This is a genomic window from Clostridium swellfunianum (assembly GCF_023656515.1).
Taxonomy (GTDB): Bacteria; Bacillota; Clostridia; order Clostridiales; family Clostridiaceae; genus Clostridium_AT; species Clostridium_AT swellfunianum.
Genome location: NZ_JAMOFV010000006.1, coordinates 1,760,226 through 1,780,335 on the forward strand (window position 1 = coordinate 1,760,226; position 20,110 = coordinate 1,780,335).

Annotated in this window: 27 protein-coding genes; 13 read left to right on the forward strand and 14 right to left on the reverse strand. The window is 34.0% G+C overall.

The genetic code is table 11. The features are described 5' to 3' along the window. Positions 1–11 precede the first annotated feature (11 nt). Complete coding sequence (locus tag NBE98_RS07980; protein WP_250814421.1) at positions 12–206, reverse strand: hypothetical protein; 195 nt, start codon at positions 204–206, stop codon at positions 12–14. Between the two features lie 81 nt (positions 207–287). Here NBE98_RS07980 and NBE98_RS07985 point away from each other — a divergent pair, with 81 nt between their 5' ends. From NBE98_RS07985 to NBE98_RS07995, 3 genes are all read left to right on the forward strand, one after another. Continuing rightward, on the forward strand, positions 288–1,154 hold the full coding sequence (locus NBE98_RS07985) for a DMT family transporter (RefSeq protein ID WP_250814422.1): 867 nt from the start codon (positions 288–290) through the stop codon (positions 1,152–1,154). 61 nt (positions 1,155–1,215) lie between these two features. Beyond that, positions 1,216–1,485, forward strand: coding sequence for a DUF1294 domain-containing protein (locus NBE98_RS07990; protein ID WP_250814423.1), 270 nt, complete (start codon positions 1,216–1,218; stop codon positions 1,483–1,485). A gap of 78 nt (positions 1,486–1,563) precedes the next feature. Next, positions 1,564–1,737 carry a hypothetical protein gene (locus tag NBE98_RS07995; RefSeq protein ID WP_250814424.1) on the forward strand — a complete coding sequence of 58 codons (174 nt, stop codon included), beginning with the start codon at positions 1,564–1,566 and terminating at the stop codon, positions 1,735–1,737. A gap of 44 nt (positions 1,738–1,781) precedes the next feature. Here the strand turns inward: NBE98_RS07995 and NBE98_RS08000 are convergent, their stop codons facing one another. Next, positions 1,782–2,633 (reverse strand): YihY/virulence factor BrkB family protein, encoded by an 852-nt coding sequence (locus tag NBE98_RS08000; protein ID WP_250814425.1) that lies wholly within the window; start codon positions 2,631–2,633, stop codon positions 1,782–1,784. A gap of 108 nt (positions 2,634–2,741) precedes the next feature. Here NBE98_RS08000 and NBE98_RS08005 point away from each other — a divergent pair, with 108 nt between their 5' ends. Further along, on the forward strand, positions 2,742–3,620 hold the full coding sequence (locus tag NBE98_RS08005; protein ID WP_250814426.1) for an alpha/beta fold hydrolase: 879 nt from the start codon (positions 2,742–2,744) through the stop codon (positions 3,618–3,620). A 249-nt stretch (positions 3,621–3,869) separates the two neighbouring features. On the opposite strand, the gene NBE98_RS08010 is transcribed toward NBE98_RS08005, so the two are convergent. Both NBE98_RS08010 and NBE98_RS08015 read right to left on the reverse strand, forming a co-directional pair. After that, positions 3,870–4,343 carry a rhodanese-like domain-containing protein gene (locus tag NBE98_RS08010; protein ID WP_250814427.1) on the reverse strand — a complete coding sequence of 158 codons (474 nt, stop codon included), beginning with the start codon at positions 4,341–4,343 and terminating at the stop codon, positions 3,870–3,872. A 17-nt stretch (positions 4,344–4,360) separates the two neighbouring features. After that, complete coding sequence (locus NBE98_RS08015) at positions 4,361–4,918, reverse strand: DsbA family oxidoreductase (protein ID WP_349305981.1); 558 nt, start codon at positions 4,916–4,918, stop codon at positions 4,361–4,363. A 472-nt stretch (positions 4,919–5,390) separates the two neighbouring features. Between NBE98_RS08015 and NBE98_RS08020 the strand changes: the two genes are divergently transcribed. Next, a complete protein-coding gene (locus NBE98_RS08020) occupies positions 5,391–5,792 on the forward strand; it encodes an HNH endonuclease (protein WP_250814428.1) in 402 nt (133 codons plus the stop codon). Positions 5,793–5,840: 48 nt separating this feature from the next. On the opposite strand, the gene rpsD is transcribed toward NBE98_RS08020, so the two are convergent. The 3 genes from rpsD to nfsA all read right to left on the reverse strand — a co-directional run bounded on the left by rpsD (position 5,841) and on the right by nfsA (position 8,021). Continuing rightward, complete coding sequence (gene rpsD / locus NBE98_RS08025) at positions 5,841–6,422, reverse strand: 30S ribosomal protein S4 (protein WP_250814429.1); 582 nt, start codon at positions 6,420–6,422, stop codon at positions 5,841–5,843. 109 nt (positions 6,423–6,531) lie between these two features. Further along, complete coding sequence (locus NBE98_RS08030; RefSeq protein WP_250814430.1) at positions 6,532–7,263, reverse strand: DUF6062 family protein; 732 nt, start codon at positions 7,261–7,263, stop codon at positions 6,532–6,534. Positions 7,264–7,283: 20 nt separating this feature from the next. Next, on the reverse strand, positions 7,284–8,021 hold the full coding sequence (gene nfsA / locus NBE98_RS08035) for an oxygen-insensitive NADPH nitroreductase (RefSeq protein WP_250814431.1): 738 nt from the start codon (positions 8,019–8,021) through the stop codon (positions 7,284–7,286). A 167-nt stretch (positions 8,022–8,188) separates the two neighbouring features. On the opposite strand from nfsA, the gene NBE98_RS08040 reads away from it, so the two are divergent. From NBE98_RS08040 to NBE98_RS08050, 3 genes are all read left to right on the forward strand, one after another. Then, on the forward strand, positions 8,189–8,575 hold the full coding sequence (locus tag NBE98_RS08040) for a hypothetical protein (protein ID WP_250814432.1): 387 nt from the start codon (positions 8,189–8,191) through the stop codon (positions 8,573–8,575). A 376-nt stretch (positions 8,576–8,951) separates the two neighbouring features. Then, on the forward strand, positions 8,952–10,175 hold the full coding sequence (locus tag NBE98_RS08045; protein WP_250814433.1) for a 6-phosphofructokinase: 1,224 nt from the start codon (positions 8,952–8,954) through the stop codon (positions 10,173–10,175). Positions 10,176–10,442: 267 nt separating this feature from the next. Next, complete coding sequence (locus NBE98_RS08050) at positions 10,443–11,309, forward strand: DMT family transporter (RefSeq protein ID WP_250814434.1); 867 nt, start codon at positions 10,443–10,445, stop codon at positions 11,307–11,309. A gap of 128 nt (positions 11,310–11,437) precedes the next feature. On the opposite strand, the gene NBE98_RS08055 is transcribed toward NBE98_RS08050, so the two are convergent. The 6 genes from NBE98_RS08055 to sigY form a co-directional block, all read right to left on the reverse strand. After that, positions 11,438–12,193, reverse strand: coding sequence for a hypothetical protein (locus NBE98_RS08055; protein WP_250814435.1), 756 nt, complete (start codon positions 12,191–12,193; stop codon positions 11,438–11,440). Next, positions 12,180–13,106 (reverse strand): ABC transporter ATP-binding protein, encoded by a 927-nt coding sequence (locus NBE98_RS08060; RefSeq protein ID WP_250817506.1) that lies wholly within the window; start codon positions 13,104–13,106, stop codon positions 12,180–12,182. The genes NBE98_RS08055 and NBE98_RS08060 overlap by 14 nt, the downstream gene beginning before the upstream one ends. Position 13,107: 1 nt before the next feature. After that, positions 13,108–13,314, reverse strand: a complete 207-nt coding sequence (locus NBE98_RS08065; RefSeq protein WP_250814436.1) for a PLD nuclease N-terminal domain-containing protein — start codon at positions 13,312–13,314, stop codon at positions 13,108–13,110. A 104-nt stretch (positions 13,315–13,418) separates the two neighbouring features. After that, positions 13,419–13,643, reverse strand: coding sequence for a sigmaY antisigma factor component (locus tag NBE98_RS08070; protein ID WP_250814437.1), 225 nt, complete (start codon positions 13,641–13,643; stop codon positions 13,419–13,421). After that, the gene (locus tag NBE98_RS08075; RefSeq protein ID WP_250814438.1) at positions 13,640–14,029 is read right to left on the reverse strand and encodes a hypothetical protein; all 390 of its coding nucleotides are present in this window, start codon (positions 14,027–14,029) and stop codon (positions 13,640–13,642) included. Before NBE98_RS08075 ends, NBE98_RS08070 begins: the two co-directional genes overlap by 4 nt. Then, positions 14,026–14,565 carry an RNA polymerase sigma factor SigY gene (gene sigY / locus NBE98_RS08080; RefSeq protein ID WP_250814439.1) on the reverse strand — a complete coding sequence of 180 codons (540 nt, stop codon included), beginning with the start codon at positions 14,563–14,565 and terminating at the stop codon, positions 14,026–14,028. The genes NBE98_RS08075 and sigY overlap by 4 nt, the downstream gene beginning before the upstream one ends. Positions 14,566–14,733: 168 nt before the next feature. Between sigY and NBE98_RS08085 the strand changes: the two genes are divergently transcribed. The 3 genes from NBE98_RS08085 (at position 14,734) to NBE98_RS08095 (ending at position 18,109) form a co-directional block, all read left to right on the forward strand. Next, positions 14,734–15,996: a D-alanyl-D-alanine carboxypeptidase family protein gene (locus tag NBE98_RS08085; protein WP_250814440.1), complete on the forward strand. Its 1,263-nt coding sequence runs from the start codon at positions 14,734–14,736 to the stop codon at positions 15,994–15,996. 133 nt (positions 15,997–16,129) lie between these two features. Continuing rightward, entirely contained in the window at positions 16,130–16,408 is a 279-nt protein-coding gene (locus NBE98_RS08090; protein ID WP_250814441.1) for a hypothetical protein, read from the forward strand. A gap of 267 nt (positions 16,409–16,675) precedes the next feature. Continuing rightward, a complete protein-coding gene (locus NBE98_RS08095) occupies positions 16,676–18,109 on the forward strand; it encodes an amidase family protein (RefSeq protein WP_250814442.1) in 1,434 nt (477 codons plus the stop codon). Positions 18,110–18,234: 125 nt separating this feature from the next. Here the strand turns inward: NBE98_RS08095 and NBE98_RS08100 are convergent, their stop codons facing one another. After that, a complete protein-coding gene (locus NBE98_RS08100) occupies positions 18,235–18,846 on the reverse strand; it encodes a superoxide dismutase (RefSeq protein WP_250814443.1) in 612 nt (203 codons plus the stop codon). Between the two features lie 222 nt (positions 18,847–19,068). Between NBE98_RS08100 and NBE98_RS08105 the strand changes: the two genes are divergently transcribed. Next, complete coding sequence (locus tag NBE98_RS08105) at positions 19,069–19,248, forward strand: alpha/beta-type small acid-soluble spore protein (RefSeq protein WP_250814444.1); 180 nt, start codon at positions 19,069–19,071, stop codon at positions 19,246–19,248. Positions 19,249–19,525: 277 nt separating this feature from the next. Further along, positions 19,526–20,077, forward strand: a complete 552-nt coding sequence (locus NBE98_RS08110) for a hypothetical protein (RefSeq protein ID WP_250814445.1) — start codon at positions 19,526–19,528, stop codon at positions 20,075–20,077. Positions 20,078–20,110 lie beyond the last annotated feature (33 nt).

Below are 20,110 nucleotides of genomic sequence, written 5' to 3' on the forward strand. Positions count from 1 at the left end.
TGAAAAGGGTACTATTTGAATTTAGTACCCTTTGCTATTATTTTTCTATATATCTTTGTTGGTATCCTTTTTGTTTTTACGTAAGTATATTTTAGAAAAGTTTTTACTTCTCTTCTATATTTGTAGGTTTCTACAGCTGGAAGCACCAAGGAGCTTAAGAAGCTGTTTATATTATTGGGATCACTAAAATCCAGTGCATTAAACAAGATTGTTCCTCCCAAAACTATGATAATATTTAGTATATGATTTAGAAGATAGTTTATTGAATAAAAAAATAAATTTATGTGGTGATTAATTTGAAAAAAGGTTATATTTATTCTATAGTTTCAGCTATTTTGTTCGGTAGTGCAGGTCTTATAGTTAAGCTTGCCTATGTGGAGGGAATCGACGCTATTGGTCTTTTAACTCTTCAGTATATAATTGCAGTTGCTTTGATGTTTTTAATTCTATTTGTAAAAAGCAAAGAGGACTTAAAGGTAACTAAAAAAGAACTTTTTAGACTTCTTGTGCTTGGAGTAGTTGGAAACAGCTGTATGACGGTATTTTACTATTCAGCTTACAGCTACCTTCCAATGGCTATGGTTACAATACTGCTTTACACTTATCCAATAATGGTATTTTTATATACTCTCTTTTTTAGAAAGGGAGAAATAAGCAGAATGAAAACCCTGGCGCTTGTAACAGCCTTTGTAGGATGTGTACTTGCCCTTGGACTTTTAAGCGGAGGTTTGAAATACTCATTTAAAGGTATAATATTTGGAATTCTTTCAGCAGTGTTTTATGCATTTATGAATATTTACTCCGAAGATAAGCTTCAAAATGTAAAGCCTCTTGCAATCAACGCATACTCTACCTTGTTTTCTTTAATATCCTTAGTAGTTTACAGCTTCCCAACCTTCATAATAAAAGGACAAGTATCCTTAAATCTTTTAGGCTATACTGCAATATTGGCTGTATTCTGTGAGATAATTCCTTTAACGCTAATGTATGCTGCAATAAAGCATATTGGATCATTAAAGGTATCAATTATAGGAAATATTGAGACTCCAACTGCCATGCTTTTATCTTTTTTCGTTTTAAGAGAGAATATTAGCTTTACTCAAATTGTTGGAGCTGTGCTTGTTTTTTACGCAGTTTACCTTATAAGAAGATAAATAAATTTAAAGGTCTGTTACATATAATTAGATATAGTAAATTTGTTTTGGGGGAAGAAAAATGTTTTTTATATTTCTTTATTTGCTGGCAATAAATATATTTGCGGTGTTTGTTATGTATTCAGACAAGAAAAAAGCAAGAAAAGGCTACTGGAGAGTTCCAGAGCAAGACCTTTTTATTATTGCTCTGCTTTTTGGAGGTCCTGGAATACTAATAGGAATGAAGTTGTTTAGGCATAAAACAAGGCACTTTAAATTTGTATATGGAATTCCTGCAATTATAGTAGTCCAGCTTTATCTTTTATATAAGCTTATAGTTTTCTTAAGTTAGCCTACATAGTATAAAATAATCTTTTTCTGGGCAACACAATAGGGGATAGTTTTTAATTTTTTAGAAGGAGATGATCTCATGGCTCAGAATAAGAGAAGAAATCCAATAGAAGATGCTAAAAATCAATCAATGATGGATAAAAACTTTAACAGCCTTAATTCAGAAACCGGTTATAAGGATACAGGAAATGATGCACAGCCTCATGCTAAGGCAAGAGCTGTTAGAAATGAAGAAAACGGTTCACATATGTAATTAGAAGAAAAGCCTGCACTTTAATTTTGGGTGCAGGCTTTTCTTTAATATTTATCTCCCATATGTTTTTCTAAGTCCAGTTTTCTATAAGCTATAGTTGCGTTTATTTCTCCGCCTATAAGAATTATTACAGAACTTATAAAAAGCCAGGACATTAGTGCTATAACAGCGCCAATACTGCCATAGATTTTTGAGTAGCTTCCAAAATTGTTAACGTAGTAGGAGAAGCCAACTGAAACTATTGTCCAGCCAGCAGTTGTAAATACCGCTCCTGGAAGAGTTTCATGCCAATTAAGCCTCTTAGAAGGAGTATACCTGTACATGGCAGTAAATACAAATAACATAACAAGTAATCCTATAGTATATCTGCCTAAATCTATAATGAATTCAATAGAAGGGGCAAAGTGCAGCTTATTCACAAGCAATCTTACTCCTACCTCTCCAAAAACAAGTAAAGCTAAAGCTACAACAATTATAACAATAAGACCAATAGTACACAAAATAGCAGTTAGCTGTACTTTCCAGTAAGGTCTCTTTTCCTTTTCGTCATAAGCTCGATTAAGACCTCTTATTACAGCATTAAAGCCGTTAGAAGCAGTCCATATGGTAGTTATCATACTGAAGGACAGCAAATCGCTTCTTCTTGTTTCTACCACATCAACTACAGTACTTGTTATAAGCTTCATAATATCATTAGGAAGAATTGTGCCTAGTGCTATTAGAATCTCTTCGCTCCTTATTGAACTATGACCTATCAAGGTCATAAGAAGTATGAGAAAAGGGAAGAAGGATAGCAGCAGGCTGTAGGCAAGCTGAGAAGCCATAGCAGTAATTTCATCATCTATGTATCTGAAGAATAGACTTCTTATAAAGCTCCTTTTTTTATATCTTGTCAAAGCCAAAACCTCCAATCGCAAAAGTTATCAATATAAATAGTATATTAATTAAAGGGAGATTATATTATATAAATATTATAACATTAAGATTGGACAAAGGTGAGTGAAATGATAGAAGCAGATATATATAATGAAAAAGAACTTTTAAAGGAAAATCCTCTTAAAAAGTGGGGAAAGTTTATAAAGCTTGACGGTTTTGAAACCTTTATAGTAGAAATGGGACAGGGAGAAAATATAATATTTGCAAATGGTATTGCCGCCTCAGTTTATACCTGGAGAAAGGTGCTGCCAAAGCTTGGCGAGAAATATCATGTTTACGGATTTGATTTTAAAGGCACAGGCTTTTCAGAAAAGCCTGAAATAGAATACAGCATTGATGTTTTTTCAAAACAGGTTTTAGAGCTTATGGATTACTTCAAAATGGAAAAGGCTATACTTGTGGGAAATTCTCTTGGTGGAGAAGTGGTGATGGATTTCACAATTAAGTATTCTCAAAGAGTTAAAGCATTAGTTCTTATGGATACTGCAGGATATCAAAATAACAAAGAGATAACTGGATTATTATCAAAGCTCAGCAGATATAAACCTGTAGCAAAATTTTTAAAAAAGATCGCTTCAAAAAAATTAGCAAGAAAAATAATTGATTGGGCAACTTACAACGAAACTATAATTGATAAGGAAATGGTGGATGGCTACTATAAGCCTATGAAAACAGAAGGAGCCTTTGAATCTTTAATAAAACTGGTAAGAAATTTAAGCTATACGGAGTTTGACTATAATAAAGTAAAGGAAATAAAGGTACCTACTTTAATAATATGGGGAACTGAAGACAAATGGATGCCAGTGTCTGATGCTCATAGATTTCATAAGGATATTAAAAACTCAAAGCTGGTGCTTATGACAAGCTGCGGACATGCGCCTCAGGAGGAGATGCCAGAGAAAGTTATAGACGAGATAACAAAATTTATTGATGAAGATATAAAGTAAAATTAAATCTTTATGGCAAGTTGTGCTAAAAGCAGAAGAAATATAAAAAATGCTTACTAAGCCTATAGTGTGCAGTTAGAAGTTATTAGCAAAAAAGACCATAAACCTTAGAGTTGTTGTTTCCTTAAAATGGAAGCAAATTTTCGAACAACAGTTAGTTTGTGGCTTTTTAAACTTAGAAATTTTTTGCACAGCAGTCAGCTTAGTAAGCATAGCTTATATATATTGCAGAGGCAGTTCTAGCACAATTTATTTTACTAAATCATATTTCCAAGCTGTAATGCCTTCATTCATATGATAGATATTTTTAAAGCCTTTCTTTTCAAGAGTTTGGACGGCAACAGCGCTTCTGTTGCCGGTTCTGCAGTATACAAGCACTTGTTTGTCTTTATACTTTTCTATTTCGCTGAATCTATTAATTATTTGATCATGAGGGATAAGTATTGCATTATTAAGATGTCCGCTTTTATATTCTTCTTCTGTGCGCACATCAAACACAATTAAATCCTTATGTTCGCCCAAGAGCTTTTTTGCATCTTCCACTGTAACATTTTTGATGGTGCTTTGCGTATTTGATGGTTTTAAGGTGCTGGCTTGACCAGTGTTGTTTTGCGGTTCATTAGATGGGGCAGCTTTGTTATTTGAATTATTGCTGCCGCTTGAGCAGGCAGATAGGGATGAAGCAACAACAAGGCTTAAAGCAGCAATCTTATATCTTTTCATTGCACAACCTCCATTACCTACAAAGATTCATTTTCCATTTCTAAAAGAGCTTTTTTAAAGGCTTCCACAGGCTGGGCTCCAACCACAGCATACTTGTTGTTTATAATAAAAGTAGGAGTGCTGTTAATACCATTTAACTGTGCTGACTCACTAGTTTCCTGAAGCTTGCCTTCATAGGTGCCAGCCTTAACTTCAGAGCTGAAACTATTTATGTCTAAACCAAGCTCTTCTAAAATATTGTATATCACTTCAACCTTACCAATATCTTTGCCATAGGTAAAGTAAGCTTTAAAAGCAGTTTCATGATACTGGTGAAATTTGCCGTTATCCCTTGCAAATTCACCTGCAAGAAGCGAAAGATGAGAATTCGAAAGCAGGCTTAATTGATTAAATACCAAACCAAATTGAGAGCCGTAATTCTTTAGATTAGTGGTCATTGCCTCAAGCCTGCTCTTTGGGAACATGGCTGTAAGTTCCTTTCCTTCTTCAGGGGTATCTGGGTGTATCTCAAGAGGCAGCCAGATGTCCTCTATATCAAATTCCTTTTTAAGTTCGTCGACAATACCTTTGCCGATATAACAAAAGGGTCATATATAGTCTGAAAAAATAGTCATGTTGTATTTCATATTGTACCTCCTATATAGATTATACGCATAAGGATTGTAAGTCCCATGTCTTTAATTTTTTTATGATATATATAGTGCTAAGTCCTAATATACTAGTAATGTCCCCAAAATCCTTGAAAATCGGATATTTTGTCACATTACTAGCGTAAGAACCTTATTGCATTATATATATATGTAGATAGTATAAGCTAAAATTATAAATAATAAAATTGTTTTTCTAACTATATTTTAAATTATGGAACAAGTATTATTTTTATGGAAATTTTTCAGATTGGTCAATATTTTCAGTTTAATATGATATAATGATAGTAGAGAATTCACTACTTATAGAAATAATTGGAGCATCAAGAAGGTTACTTTATGCCCTATTTAAAAAACAGCAGAAAGGTTAGAAATCTTTCAGAAACTAGGAGGGTTGTTATTGTATAAGTGTGAAATATGCGGCAGACAAGCTGATATCCATCACATAGTCCATAAAAATGAAGGGGGACTGGATTTTCCTTTAAACTATAAGTATTTATGTGCAGAGCATCATAGAGGAAAGCAGGGACCACACAAAAACAGCAAAGTGGATTTAGAATACAAGCTTGAACTGCAGGGTAGACTAGAGAGAATGCTTGAAAAGGAATTTTATACTGTTGAAGAATTGACAGATATGTTAAACCTAAATAAAACTAAAGGAAAGAAATTTTTTAAAGAGCTTAAGCTTCACAAGGAAGGCTATAAAAAAGAAGATATAATTTTTAGACTTATGGGGAGACAGGCTTATAATGAATATATGCTTGAAGATTATTATGAAATGATGATTTTGAATTTTATATAACAATAAGGACTGATGCAGTGCATCAGTCCTTGTCCTTTGAGGCGTAGTTTAATTTTTAGAATAAAACTCTAAAATCTTTGAGAATTTTAAAGTTACTGGAATATCATCATTAATAGGAAGCTTTTCAAGCTTTCCTGAAAAATTATCTTTATCCTTGCTTAAATAACTTAAGTTTACTTCTATATTTGTAAAGTTTTCACTGAACATTTCATTTTTTCTTGATTTCTCTCTAAGACTTAAGGTATCACCAGCATTAACTTTGTAGGAAGGAATATCAATTCTTTTCCCATTTACTAAAATGTGGCCGTGAACTACAAGCTGTCTTGCTTGTCTTAGAGTCGATGCAAAACCTAATCTGTAGGCTAGGTTGTCAAGTCTTCTTTCAAGGTTTTGGATTAAAACCTCTTCTGATTTTTGTTTTGAATTTAGTGCTTCAAATACATATCTTCTAAACTGCTTTTCAAGCACACCGTAGTATGCCTTAAGCTTTTGCTTTTCTAGAAGCTGCTCCCCGTACTCAGAAAGCTTTTTATGCTGCTTAACACCTCTTTGTAATGCTTTTGGGTGATTAAACACATTAACTCCTAAATGTCTTGCTACTTTAAATCGTGGTCCTAAATATCTCGCCATTATTATCCTCCAATATAATTTAATTATATTGCGGTTAATTTGACGCCAACAGCCTATAGCTATAATAGCACATTGAATTTAAAATGTAAATAAGAATTGTTATCATTTGTTATATTTTTGTATTATAATTTCCTATAAGCTTATGAATTGTTCTAATAAGGGCATCTTTGGAGGTCTTCCAAGGTTCATCCTTAAAGCGGTAGTCAAATTTTGAAATAAACCACTCCAGTTCCTCTTGAAGACGAGCCATGTTTTTTTCCTGAAGCTCCAGTGTTACAGACTTAAATTCATTTCTCTGAGCTTCGTTTTTTACATGGATATCGCTTAAAGAAAGTACTTCATTAAAGTGCTTTAAGCACAGACCTCTAGAAGTCTTGTACAAATCCTTAAATTTATCCTCCTTAACCCATAGCTGCAGCATAGTTTCAAGGTAGTTGTCCATACTGCTGTCAAGACGAGAGCATAGAAGGCACTCCTTTTGGAAACTTACGACTTCATTTTGTTTATCCTTTGAAAAAAAGCTCTTAAAGGATGATTTTTTAGCTTCTTGATTATTAGTTGCAGAAAGCTTCAAACCTTCACGTTTAGAGTATAGAATTCTGTTTGTCAAAACTGCCAAACCGCATTTATCCGGGAACCTATAAAGCTTCTCAAAGTGTTCGTGGCAAAAATCATAATCCTTAACAAGCTGAGGATTTAATCTTACGTCCATAACCATTTCAGTAAATAGTGCACCTATAAAGTCATCATCGCTTTTTTTTTCTATGGAGCACAAGGGACACTCGCAGTTCTCAATATTATAGGCATCCCAAATAGGTATTTCGTAGATTTTTTCTTTCATCTTATGTATCCTTTCAATGCTTATTTTTTCATAAAGCCTTTGCTTTGTAAAAATTCTTTCATATGAGGTCTTAAAGGTTTTTCTGTATGCCTTGCCATCTGCTCAGTCCAAGTATCTTTTCTGATGCCATTTGTCCTTTCAGTGTAGTAACTGCTGATCTCCTCATCGTACTTTTTCACTAAATTAAGTTTTTCATCAAAGGAGTATTTGTTTTCAAAACATACTGCTTCTAGTGGAAGTCTTTCTTTCATATCAGGATTATCATCAGGATAACCAAGGCACATACCAAATACAGCATAAACGTTTTGAGGAAGCTCAAGTATTTTAGAAACCTCATAAGGATTATTTCTAAGGCCTCCAATATAAACTCCGCCAAGACCAAAGGACTCGGCAGCAATCATAGCATTTTGAGCAGCAAGTGCAGCATCAACAGTAGCAATTACAAATGCTTCAGTATATCCTTCTGCCATTTTAGTATGGTTCATCTCACATGCTGTTTCGTGCTTGTGTAAGTCAGCGCAAAAAACTAAAAATAATGGGCATTCTAAAATATAGCTCTGGTTTCCGCCAACCTGAAACAAAGCTTTTCTCTTCTCCATATCAGTAACTTTTATGATGCTGAAAGCCTGCATAAAACTTGAGGTTGAAGCCGACTGAGCACATTTAATAATTTCATTAACTTTTTCTTTTTCAATTTCTTTGTTCAAATATTTTCTTATTGATTTATGTGATTTTAAAAGTTTTATAGTTTCGTTCATAATTTTCACTCCTAGGTATTGCCAAATTTATTCATATAAACATTATAACCTATAAAGCTGCCTTTATGAAAATAAAGTTAAACAATTTTGGAAAGCTTTAAATAGTATTTTACCAACAGAAAAATGCAACAATAATAGTGAATACTTTTAGAAGGGATGTGTAATTTATGAGTCAAAATAAAGAGGCACAAAAGGCTGCTCAGCAGCGTGAAAATGAGAGAAGAGTAGATCAACTAATAAACTTGGTAGAAAATAAGACAAGAACTGAAAGACACTTGGAACAGCACTCAGATATAGGAGACCCGGACAGATTGGATCATGCTCATGAAGTTCAGCACGATAGAGAAAATCAAATCGAAGATATAAAAAATGCAATAGTTTACGGCGACAATACAAAGAACGATACACAGGATCAGCTTCAAAGCTTGAAGAAGAATTACACTTTCTCCCAAGGCTATATAGATCACAATGCTGACCATATGGATCCTCAAGCTCTAGAAAATCTTCAAAAGAAACAAGATAACAGAAAAGAGCAAATGGATACATTAGAATAAAATTTATGCTAAAATCACCAATGTAATATATATAATATGTTTTCTGAGCTAATAGCTGTGCAGGAAGTTATAACTTCAGAAAAGCCACAAACCAAGTGTTTTCGTAAAATTAGCTTTGCATCAAGAAAACGAAAAACACCAAGGTTCGTGGCTTTTTTGCTAACAACCTCTAGGCATTTAATAAATGCTTAGGAAAATATATTCTATATATTTTGCTGCTTTTAAACTAATCAATTTTAATATAGACTCTTTAATTTTACACATATAATATTGTGTTAATATTATCAGTATTGTAAAATATTAGCATAGGCTAAAAGGTTAGCATGAAAAAGCAGCTTAATAGTCATAAAAAATGTTAGCAATGGGGGCGACAGATATGAAACTGGAAGGAAAGGTTGTTGTAGCCCAAGGAGGCGGACCGACAGCAGTAATTAATCAATCCTTAGTTGGAGTAGTATTAGAATCAAGAAAATTTAATCAGGTAACCAAGGTTTATGGGGCAGTTAATGGGGTTGCAGGAATAATCAATGAAGATTTTTTTGATTTAACACAGGAAACCACACATAATTTGGAGCAGGTAGCCATAACACCATCCTCAGCGCTTTTCTCAACCAGAGATAAGCCTGATGAAAAATACTGCAAAGAGATTTTTTCTGTGCTTAAGGCACATGATGTAAGATACTTTTTTTACATAGGAGGAAATGATTCTGCAGATACAGTTAGAATTGTTAACGAACAGGCTAAAAAATCAGACTATGAGTTTAGAGCCATACATATACCTAAAACCATTGATAATGATTTGCTTATAAATGATCATACTCCAGGCTATGGCTCTGCAGCAAGGTTTATTGCAAATGCGTTTATTGGGGCCAACCTAGACAACAGAGCTCTTCCAGGAGTTTATATAGGCGTTGTTATGGGAAGAGATGCGGGTTTTTTAACAGCGGCCTCTTCAATAGCTCAAAAGTATCCTGATGACGGACCACACTTAATTTATTTACCAGAAAGACCTTTTGATATGGAAAAGTATTTAAGAGATGTTAAAGAGGTTTATGACAAATATGGCCGCTGCGTTATAGCTGTTTCAGAAGGGATAAAGGACGATAAGAGTGTGCCAATTATAACAAAGCTTGTTGACGAGGTAGAGAGGGATGCTCATGGAAATGTTCAGCTTTCAGGAACAGGCGCCTTGGGAGATCTGCTTGCTAATTATATTAAAAAACATCTAAACATAAAGAGAGTCCGCTCAGATACTTTTGGTTATCTTCAGCGTTCATTTATGGGATGTGTTTCAGATGTAGACCAGCATGAGGCTAGAGAAGTAGGAGAGAAGGCTGCACAGTTTGCCATTTGGCACAATATAGATGGTTCGATAACCATACATAGAACAGGCTATTATTCAGTAGACTATAAGATAACCCCGCTTAGCGAGGTTGCTGGCAAGACAAAACACATGCCGGATGAATTTATCAATGCTGCGTCGAATAATGTTACAGATGCCTTTAAATTTTACGTTAGACCTCTCTTAGGCTCAGGCTTAGAGTCAGCACATAGAATAAGAGCACCGAGGGTTTCTAAAATTTTAAACAAGGTTGAGTAAATAATTTTACCAATTTTCCTCACAGGGTAAAAAGTTAACAAGTTATCTTTATAAAAATAAAAAAAGTTAACTTGTTAACTTTTTTTATTGCGAGAGAAATAGGTACAAATTACTGAAAGAAGGTCTGTCATTACAGAGAGAACTGTTCTAGGTTAGACAGCAGCAGTTAAACAATCAATAGCAAATTACAAAGGTCTGCTGAAATTTTTTTAGCAGATTTTTTTCTGTGATATAATTAATTGTAATTAGAATTTAGGGGGGCTGCAATTGAAAAAAATAAATCCAAAGTTGATTGTTATAATTGGAGTTGTATTTGTCTCGTTTTCTTCTGTGCTTATAAAGGCTTCATCAGCACCTGCACTTATTATTTCTACTTATAGGCTTGCTTTTACAGTGCTTATGATTGCACCTGCAACTATGATGAAGCACAGAGAGGAGCTTAAAAATATTGATAGAAAGAGCCTTCTATTATGTGCATTGAGCGGAATGTTTCTGGCTCTGCATTTTGCAACCTGGATTACTTCCATTAAATACACTTCTATTGCAAGCTCTGCTGTGCTTGTTAACACACATCCAATTTTTATTGTGGTGCTTGCTTATTTTATATTCAAGGACAAGGTTAATAAAAGAGCGCTGTTTAGCATTTCTCTTACTTTGATAGGTGGAATCATAATATCCTCAGGAGATAGCGGCCTTGGAAGCAATGTGTTTTTAGGAGACATGCTTGCAGTAGCAGGGGCAGCTTTTGTATCTTTTTACATGATTATAGGAAGGATAATGAGGAAAAGATTGAGCGTTACTGCCTACACCTTTATTGTTTACTTAAGCTGCACTATAACTTTGCTGCTACTAGACATTATAACAAGAACTCCTTTGTATCCTTATGCCTTAAAGGATTTTGCAATATTTTTAGGTCTGGCACTTTTCTGTACAATACTTGGACACAGTATTTTCAGCTGGGCATTAGAACATATAAAGCCGACCTTTTTATCTGTAGCCATTTTAGGCGAGCCTGTGTTTGCAACTGTTTGGGCTGCATTGATATTTTCCGAGTTCCCTACTTATTACAATTTAATAGGAAGCACAATAATCATAATAGGCATATACTTGTTTAGCAAGGCAGAGGGAAAATGAAAAATAATATAATAGTGAAATAAACTTATAACATAAAAACATGCAGAAAGAGCTTTTAATTCTAGCTTAACTCTCATACTGCATGTTTTTATGCTTTTTCGTGTATTTAAATAGTATAACTCTATGTCTTAAATGACTTCTATTTTGCTCATTCTGAAAATGGTTAGAGCTATAAAAATTATAGATAACATGGTAACAAACACAATAGTAAAAGTACTGTTTTCAAAGGTAAATCCGTTTGCAAGACTTACAAGCTTATAAGGAATAAATTTGCCTATATTTTTTAGTCCAGCTAAAGCAGAAGTAGCCAGGCTTACAGCAAGAGTAAGTATGCCTCCTACAAGGCCTCTTTTAAATAGGGAGCTTAAAAGCATTGCAAGAGAGGCGTTAAATATAAAATAAACGGACACCAAAGTTATTGAGGGCAGCAGGCTTGCTATTTCCAAGGGATCCTTTGAAAACAATATTGTTACATAATAATAGTTTACTAAAAAGCCTATGGCGGTGAAGACACAAACAGCTAAGATGTAGTTGAAAAACTTTGCTAATACCGCGCTTGCCGGTCTTGCACCTTTTGAGTAGGGAAATACAAGCTTTTGATTGTATATTTCATCGCTTAATGTTCCGCAGAAAATAAAAATTATAAACAGAAGACCAATTTGATTCAAATCTTTTATATAGCCTTGAACTGCTGTTTTTTGAGTTGTTACAAAAAGAGCACTAATATCTGCAGGAAGCTGACTCTTGAGAATATCCGGCAAAAGCTTCAGCATGATTGGGTCAAGGAGAGCAAAGAGCAGAATTCCTGCCGCAAGCATCAAATATTTGTACTGCCTAACAGATTCAATAAATTCTTTTTTAAAGTACGCTTTAAAGGTCCACATTTTTATTCACCAGCCTTAAGAATATATCTTCCAAATTGCTTTTTCTTAGATTAAAGGAAACTATATGATTTTGTTCTGCAGCAAGAGTTTTTAATAATTCCTGTTTTGCTATGCTTAAGTCACTTACATATATAGAGGCCTGATTTTTAACTATGCTTACATTCTGTACCCAGGATAATGGGAGCAGCTTTTTCTTAATTCCTGAGCATTCCTCTTCAAACTCCACATCATAAATAGGCTGTATATATTTGTTTCTAAGCTCTTCTAGATTCTCAGAAATAACAATTTTTCCTTCGTGAAGAATACTGACTTCATCGCAAACTCTTTCAACGTCGTTTAAAATGTGGGTTGAAAGAAATACAGTAGTTCCGTCAGATTTAAGCTTTTCAATAAGCTCTAAAACTTCCATTCTGCCTTCTGGGTCTAAAGCAGAGGTAGGCTCATCTAAAATTAATATTTCAGGATGATTAAACATGGCAACAGCCATGCCAAAACGCTGCTTCATACCCCCTGAGTAGCCTCCAACTTTTCTTTTAGAAGCATCAGTAAGCTTTACTATTTCCAAAATTTCCTTACTTCTTTCTTTAATTTCCTTTGGAGACATTTTATTTACTTGTCCTATAAAATTTAAATACTCAAGTGCGGTCATATAGCCATAAAAAACAGGATGCTGTGGAAGGTATCCAACAGTTTCTAAAAGTTTTCTTTTATCTTCCTTAAGGGGTTTTCCTTTTAGATATATCTCGCCATTGTTGTAGCCTATAAGACCGGTTAAAATATTCATGGTTGTGCTTTTTCCTGCTCCATTTTGTCCAAGGAAGCCATATATCATACCTTTTTTAATTTCAAAAGATATACCCTTTAAAACTTCATGGCTTCCGTATTTTTTAGTTAAATTAACAGCCTTAAGCATATTAGTCACGCTCTCTTCCCATAAATAGATAAATTATTGCTCCAAAGAAATTGATAAAAACTATAATGAGTGCCCAAGCCCACTTAGGAAGGTATTTTACCTGGTCTTTTACAAGCCTGTACAAGCAAAAGACTATAAGTCCTAATTGAAGCATAAGAAATGGTAGTAATAATTTTATTATTTCTGCTGTAGTCATATCTGCAAACATGTATAATCTCTCCTTTATTTTGTTTTATATAACTTTAACGGATGACTTAGCAAAAAGTTCATTAAGCTTAATAAAAAAATTAAAAATCCTCTGCAAGCTTTAAGCTACAGAGGATTTTTATTCTTATCCTTTTTACTTTTGTCCATTATAATTCTTGTTACAACAAGATAAACAATTAGGGACTGAGGGGCATTTATAAGTCCGAAAAGTCCCCAAAGCCAGTAATGCTTTTCTTTTCTCTTTCTTGCATCTAAAAATATCCAGCTTGCTTGCGTAATAACAATAGGAACAGCAATGGCAAGAGCAAGCAGCAAATCACGCTTTATCATTGTGCTTCCCTCCTTGATGCTTTAGCAATAGGTATAATTACAAAGGGCATTAAAAGTGAAACTGCCCCATAAATGTATAAATATATTGCAGGGTTAGTGTTAATTGCAATTATAAGCAGGGATAAAATTATTAGTAAGCAAGCCGATATGAAACCGACTAATTCAAATTTTACTTTTCTTTTATCTCTAATTTCTTGACCCTTTGCCACAATCTCAAGAATATTCACTTCTAGTGGAAAATCAAAGTCTTCTAACAGATTCATTTTTGACAAACTGTCTTCAATTTTTGTTTTATAGGCGTCGTTAATAGGAATTTGAAACTTTAAATCCTCATTATAGTATTCCTCAATAATTTTATCTTGGAAACCATCTTTTTCGTTCATCATATCAGCCCCTTTCTTTCAAATTCTGATACTATTTGTTTTATGGTGTTGTGCAGTCTAGATCTTACTGTACCAACTGGACAGTTAAGTATTTCTGCTATTTCTTCGTATTTATAACCATAATAATGCTTTAGAATAAACACCGCTCTTTTTTCATAGGGAAGGCTTAAGAGTATATGCATTGCCTCCTTGTATTCAATATTGCTAATAGCTATATCCTCAGCGCTGCCTTGAGCAGCTTCTAAGTTTTCCTCAATAGGTTCTATAGCTTTGTTTTTTCTTAAGTAATCTATATAAACATTAGTTGCTATCTTTATAAGCCATGTAGAAAACTTTGCTTCAGGTTTAAATTTATCAATATTCACAACAGCCTTAAGCATTGCTTCCTGTATAATATCTTGAGAAAGCTCAGGGTTTCCAGTCATTTTAATTATATAGCCTTTGAGCAGGCTGTAATTATTGGTAAGCAGCGTATTAAAAGCGCTTTTGTTACCCTGCTTGGCTTTCATCACAAGCTCAAATTCCTCCAAAAACCTCACCTCTCTATAGCTATAACGCAATTAATTTAAAAAAGTTCATTAAAATATAATCTAACCTCATTATATATTATGTGAAAAATTTTACAACTTATAATTGCTTGTCCAGAAAAGTATATAGTGTTATACTATACAAGGTATAAAAAATTACGGAAGATGGAGAGATGCTGAATGAAACGTACTGTACTAAGCTTATTACTAGCTTCGCTTATGCTTATAACAAACGTAGGTAATGTAAAAGCAGCGGAAAATACTATGCCAAAGATTGAAGGTAAAGCAGGTATAGTTATAGACATGGATACAAAGGAAATTATCTATGCGAATAACATAGACGGAAAGCAGTGGCCAGCCAGCACAACAAAGCTTTTAACCGGTCTTTTATTTGCTGAGAGCAAGAAGAGAACAGATGCCATACCTTATTCTCAAAGCGCTAGCATACAGCCTGAATATTCACTGGGAAAAACACTTGCAAGAGGGAAAATGAAGGTTGGAGATACGATGAGCGCTCAGGATGTAATGGATGCACTTTTAATATATTCTGCCAACGATTCAGCATACATGGTAGCTGATGCTGTTAGCGGTGATTCAAACAAATTTGCTGAACTCATGAATGATAGAATTAAAAAACTTGGTTTACAAAACACACACTTTATAATACCAAATGGATTGGATCATCCAGAACACTATACAACTCCATATGACCTTAGCGTTATAGGAAGAGAAGCCTTTAAAAACGAATGGGTAAGAGAAACTCTTGCAAAGAAGGGAAGCACTATAAGCACTTCTACAGGAGTTACTATGATGATAGAAAATAGAAACAAGCTTTTAGAGCTGCCTGGATGGCAAGCAGGTGGTAAGACAGGTTTAACTGACCTAGCTGGAAGATCCTTTGTAGCCTTCTATGAAAAGGACGGCAGAAAGCTTGTTGGAGTAGTTATGAAGTCAGTTTATGGCAAGGACGATACTGCTGTTTTTGAAGATATGAAGAAGATAGTTGAATGGAGTTTGACTCAAAAGCCAGCAATTCTTCATAAAAGCGGTGATACGCTAAAGACTGAAACAATAAGCTACAAGCCTTTTAGATTCTTTGGTCCAGAAAAGACAATACAAGTGCCTTTACTAGTAAAGGATGACATCAGCTATTACGATAATGACGTTAATAAGAAAGAACTAAAAGAAGAGTACAATATAGAAAAGCTTAATGTATGGAAGCTTGATTCTGAAAAACCTGCAGGAACTCTTGCTGTTAAAGAGAGAGAAGCGGTTAAGAATATAAATCTTTATACAACTATATCAACAAAAGATATAGTAAAGGATAATATAGTTCTTTACCTAGTTTCCGCTTTAGGCGTTATTATTGTAGTACTTGCTTTAATGATATTAATATTAAAGCTAAAGCATTCAAGAAGAAAAAATTCAAAAAGATATTACTAATTTACTAAAAGCTCTGGGATTATATTCCTAGAGCTTTTAGCTGTTTTATTTACAAAATAAACAAAAATTATGGCGTTATATGTAGAAATATCGTACAATATCATTACATAACTTCTAGGATAGGGGTACTTCTATGGATATTGAACCAAATGAATTTCTGCAAATATTAGATGCGCTTGAAAATATGGTTTTTAAAATAAGAAAAGATGAATTTGGAAAAAAACGTATCATGCTTTCGGAAGGTAAACTTGCAAAAAAGCTTGGCATTACGACAAAGGAAATATACGGTAAAACAGTAATTGATATTTATCCCATAGAAACTGCCCGATATATGGATGTCCATCAGGAAATGGCATTTGGCGGGCAAAATGTAGAATTTGAGCTTATGCTTGAAAGTAATAAAAATTTATAATATAAAAGCTGTGTCTGATGCTATCAGATACAGCTTTTAATAAATTAATACTATTTCTTTTTTGAAGTTTCTTTGGACTTACCGGATGGTTTTTTACTGTCGTTCTTTTTTGGTGCCTTCTTGTCTTTATTTTTTGCCATGCTTATCCCTCCTATCCTTAGTTAATATATTTATATTAGTAAAAATAATTTTTAGAATAAAAATTTCTTGACACAAGAGTAAGAATATGGAAAAGTTATTATATAATTATGATGGAGGTGAAATTTTATGGAAGCAATGGGAATTAGAGAAATTCAAAGGGCTCTTCAGAGTGGGGAAATAACCTGCAGAGAACTTGTTATGAATTATATGGAAAGAATAGCTAACTATGATAAAAGCGGCGTGAAAATCAATTCAATTCTTGAGATAAACCCTGATGCGCTGCATATTGCTGAGGTTTTAGACTATGAAAAGGGAACTATTGGGCAAAGAGGTGCATTATACGGAATTCCAATACTTATTAAGGATAATATAAATACTGGAGACAAGATGCATACAAGTGCAGGTTCTTTGGCCCTTGCTGACTCCTATGCAGAGGAAGATGCTTTTATTGTTAAAAAGCTTAGAGAAGCAGGTGCCATAATACTAGGGAAAACTAACATGACAGAGTTTGCTAATTTTATGTCCTATAATATGGAGAATGGCTATAGTTCAAGAGGTGGTCAAGTACTAAATCCATATGGCCCTGGTAAATTTGATGTAGGAGGTTCAAGCTCAGGCTCTGGTGCTGCAGTTGCAGCAAATTTTTGTACCGCTGCAATAGGTACAGAAACTTCAGGCTCGATTCTAAGTCCAAGCTGTCAAAACTCTTTGGTTGGAATAAAGCCAACGGTAGGTTTAATTAGCCGTAATGGAATAATTCCATTAGCCCATAGTCAGGATACCGCAGGGCCGATGTGCAGAACCGTTGAGGATGCTGCCATAGTTTTAGGTGCACTGACTGGTAGTGATGTAAAGGATCCTGTTACTTTTACAAGCAGAGGCAGGGGACTTAGTGACTATGCTCAGTTTCTAGACTATCATAGTCTTCAAGGTGCAAGAATAGGTATACCCAGAGAACATTATTTTGAAGAGCTAACAGAAGATCAAAGAGCTTTAATGGAGGACGCTATTAGTCTTATGGCTGAACATGGAGCTTTAATAGTAGAGGATGTACAAATTAGTACAGCAAAGGACTTTGACTCTGCTAGTGTATTATTTTATGAGTTCAAAAGTGATATTAATGCCTATTTGTCTAGCTTAAGAAGCAGTTCAAAAATCAAAACCTTAAAAGATATCATCGATTTTAACATACAAAACTCAGAAGCAGCATTAAAATATGGACAGCAGGTTTTAATAGATTCAGATAAAACCTCAGGTACATTAACAGAACCGGAGTATATAAATAATAGAATTAAAGATATTAGGCTATCTCAAACTGAAGGTATTGATAAAGCTATAAACGAATACTCATTAGATGCAGTGCTCTTTCCAGGAACAGCAGGAGCTGATATAGCAGCAAGAGCAGGATATCCATCAATAACTGTTCCAGCAGGCTATACCAAGGTAGGAGAACCTTTTGGAATTACATTCACTAGCATCCCTTACAGCGAACCAATACTCATAAAATTGGCCTACTCATACGAGCAGTACTCAAAGAAAAGGTTGCCGCCAAATTTATAGAAAAGATAGTTTATAACATAACATATAGGGCTAGCTTGTAATCTCTTTAAAAAAATGGCCTCAGCCTAGGTTTAACACCTTAGCTGAGGCTTTATATATAGGGATATGGGATGATATGGAACTAGCTATTTTAGTGATTCGTATCTGTTTGAAACTTCCTTCCAGTCAACAACATTCCACCATTCCTTGATGTAATCAGGTCTTCTGTTTTGGTACTTTAAATAATAGGCATGTTCCCAAACATCTAAGCCTAATAGTGGCTTATGACCTTCTGATATTGGATTGTCTTGATTTGGAGTAGATACTATTTCAAGTGAGCCCGACTTTGATATAACAAGCCATGCCCAACCGCTTCCAAAACGACCAACTGCGGCCTTACCAAACAACTCCTTAAATTCATCAAAGCTACCAAATTTCTCATTTATTTTTTCAGCAAGCTCTCCTGACGGTGAACCGCCTGCATTTGGTGCCATTATTGACCAGAATATTGAGTGATTGTAGTGGCCGCCGCCATTGTTTCTTACTGCGGCTCTAATATCTTCTGGAACAGAATCTAGTGAAACTAAAAGCTCCTCTAGGCTCTTTTCTTGAAGCTCTGGATATTTTTCTAAAGCTGCATTTAAATTATTAACGTAAGCAGCATGATGCTTGCCATGATGAATGTTCATTGTCATCTCATCTATATATGGCTCTAAAGCGTTGTGTGAATATTTTAGCTCTGGTAATTGATGTTTCATTTTTTAATCTTCCTTTCATTTAACACATTATTTATAGTTATCTTTGTGATTTAATCTAATTTTTTCTAATTTCTATTTGATGGTTTTATTATAATACTCCTCAAAGTGGAAATCAATATCAAATAATAATAATTATCTACAGTTTACAAATTATTAACAAGTCTATTTATAGACTATGTGGTTAAAATAATATTGATACTTAAAAAGAAGGAGTGAGCCGCTGTGAGTGAAAATCATAGGTTAGAAGAGGCCATTAAGGACGGAGTAAAAATACCAGAAGACGGTTATTGGGGCAATGTTCCTTCAAAGATATGCGGTGCTTATGGAGGAGCAATTGGGGGCAATATGGTTAAGGAAGCTATTGAAAGCTTTGAAAATAAACTAACTGATAAAAATGAATAGGTAGATAATTAAAAGTTAAATGCAAGAATTTTTAAAAAATATTTTTGCATTTAACATTTTTATGATATAATAATATTGTGGGATATTTTACAAGAAATAGTATATAAGTGGTTTAGCAGTACACTTGAGGCGGACTAACTTTTTAATGATTGTTTTGCATAACAAGGTAATGCAGGGGGCATGACATTTTTTAAATATGACGTACTAATGAGTAATACGAAGGGCATGACATTTAATAAGTGTCATGTACTAGCAAGGAAGACAAGGGGGATAAAAAATGCAAAAAGAAAACTTAGTGTTAAAAACTGATATTAGGGGATTGGTTGGAGAAATTCTAAAAAAACTATTAGTAGTAGGAATAGTACTCGCTCTCTGCATAGCGGGGGACAAGCTTAGAAAATATGTAGCAGACAAGTATAATATAACAGATTCTCTTTTTAAAAGCTCAGATATGTTAGGAACTGTTTCAATGATTGTTGTGTACATAGTATTAGGTATTTTACTTTTGCTTTTAATAATAGCAGTATACAAATTTCTTATATTGTTTTATGAATTAAAGCATGTTACAACTATAGATTTCGAAAAGGAAAGAATAATAATTCAAAGGTATGACTTTCCGTTTGACAGGCAGATACAAGAAAAAAGATTCAATAAGATAGTTGGCGTAGAGATTACACAAAAGACTATTGACAGAGCAGTAAAGTCAGGAAATCTTTATGTTGAATATTTAGTTCAAAGCAAAAATGATTCTAAGCTTAGGGGAATAGAAGTGCCATATATTTTAAATCCTGTAAATACTAAAGATATGCTCTTGGAAGACAGAGCATAGATTAAATGAGACAAACAGGCTGAATGAAACTTA

Coding starts and splice junctions, on each gene's coding strand:
- NBE98_RS08090 (WP_250814441.1), top strand. CDS start 16,130: ATGGATATTGAACCAAATGAATTTCTGCAAATATTAGATGCGCTTGAA.
- NBE98_RS07990 (WP_250814423.1), top strand. CDS start 1,216: ATGTTTTTTATATTTCTTTATTTGCTGGCAATAAATATATTTGCGGTG.
- NBE98_RS08100 (WP_250814443.1), bottom strand. CDS start 18,846: ATGAAACATCAATTACCAGAGCTAAAATATTCACACAACGCTTTAGAG.
- rpsD (WP_250814429.1), bottom strand. CDS start 6,422: ATGGCGAGATATTTAGGACCACGATTTAAAGTAGCAAGACATTTAGGA.
- NBE98_RS08010 (WP_250814427.1), bottom strand. CDS start 4,343: ATGAAAAGATATAAGATTGCTGCTTTAAGCCTTGTTGTTGCTTCATCC.
- NBE98_RS08110 (WP_250814445.1), top strand. CDS start 19,526: ATGCAAAAAGAAAACTTAGTGTTAAAAACTGATATTAGGGGATTGGTT.
- NBE98_RS08085 (WP_250814440.1), top strand. CDS start 14,734: ATGAAACGTACTGTACTAAGCTTATTACTAGCTTCGCTTATGCTTATA.
- nfsA (WP_250814431.1), bottom strand. CDS start 8,021: ATGAACGAAACTATAAAACTTTTAAAATCACATAAATCAATAAGAAAA.
- NBE98_RS08045 (WP_250814433.1), top strand. CDS start 8,952: ATGAAACTGGAAGGAAAGGTTGTTGTAGCCCAAGGAGGCGGACCGACA.
- NBE98_RS07995 (WP_250814424.1), top strand. CDS start 1,564: ATGGCTCAGAATAAGAGAAGAAATCCAATAGAAGATGCTAAAAATCAA.
- NBE98_RS08040 (WP_250814432.1), top strand. CDS start 8,189: ATGAGTCAAAATAAAGAGGCACAAAAGGCTGCTCAGCAGCGTGAAAAT.
- NBE98_RS08095 (WP_250814442.1), top strand. CDS start 16,676: ATGGAAGCAATGGGAATTAGAGAAATTCAAAGGGCTCTTCAGAGTGGG.
- NBE98_RS08075 (WP_250814438.1), bottom strand. CDS start 14,029: ATGATGAACGAAAAAGATGGTTTCCAAGATAAAATTATTGAGGAATAC.
- NBE98_RS08060 (WP_250817506.1), bottom strand. CDS start 13,106: ATGCTTAAGGCTGTTAATTTAACTAAAAAATACGGAAGCCATGAAGTT.
- NBE98_RS08005 (WP_250814426.1), top strand. CDS start 2,742: ATGATAGAAGCAGATATATATAATGAAAAAGAACTTTTAAAGGAAAAT.
- NBE98_RS08065 (WP_250814436.1), bottom strand. CDS start 13,314: ATGTTTGCAGATATGACTACAGCAGAAATAATAAAATTATTACTACCA.
- NBE98_RS08055 (WP_250814435.1), bottom strand. CDS start 12,193: ATGTGGACCTTTAAAGCGTACTTTAAAAAAGAATTTATTGAATCTGTT.
- NBE98_RS08070 (WP_250814437.1), bottom strand. CDS start 13,643: ATGATAAAGCGTGATTTGCTGCTTGCTCTTGCCATTGCTGTTCCTATT.
- NBE98_RS08030 (WP_250814430.1), bottom strand. CDS start 7,263: ATGAAAGAAAAAATCTACGAAATACCTATTTGGGATGCCTATAATATT.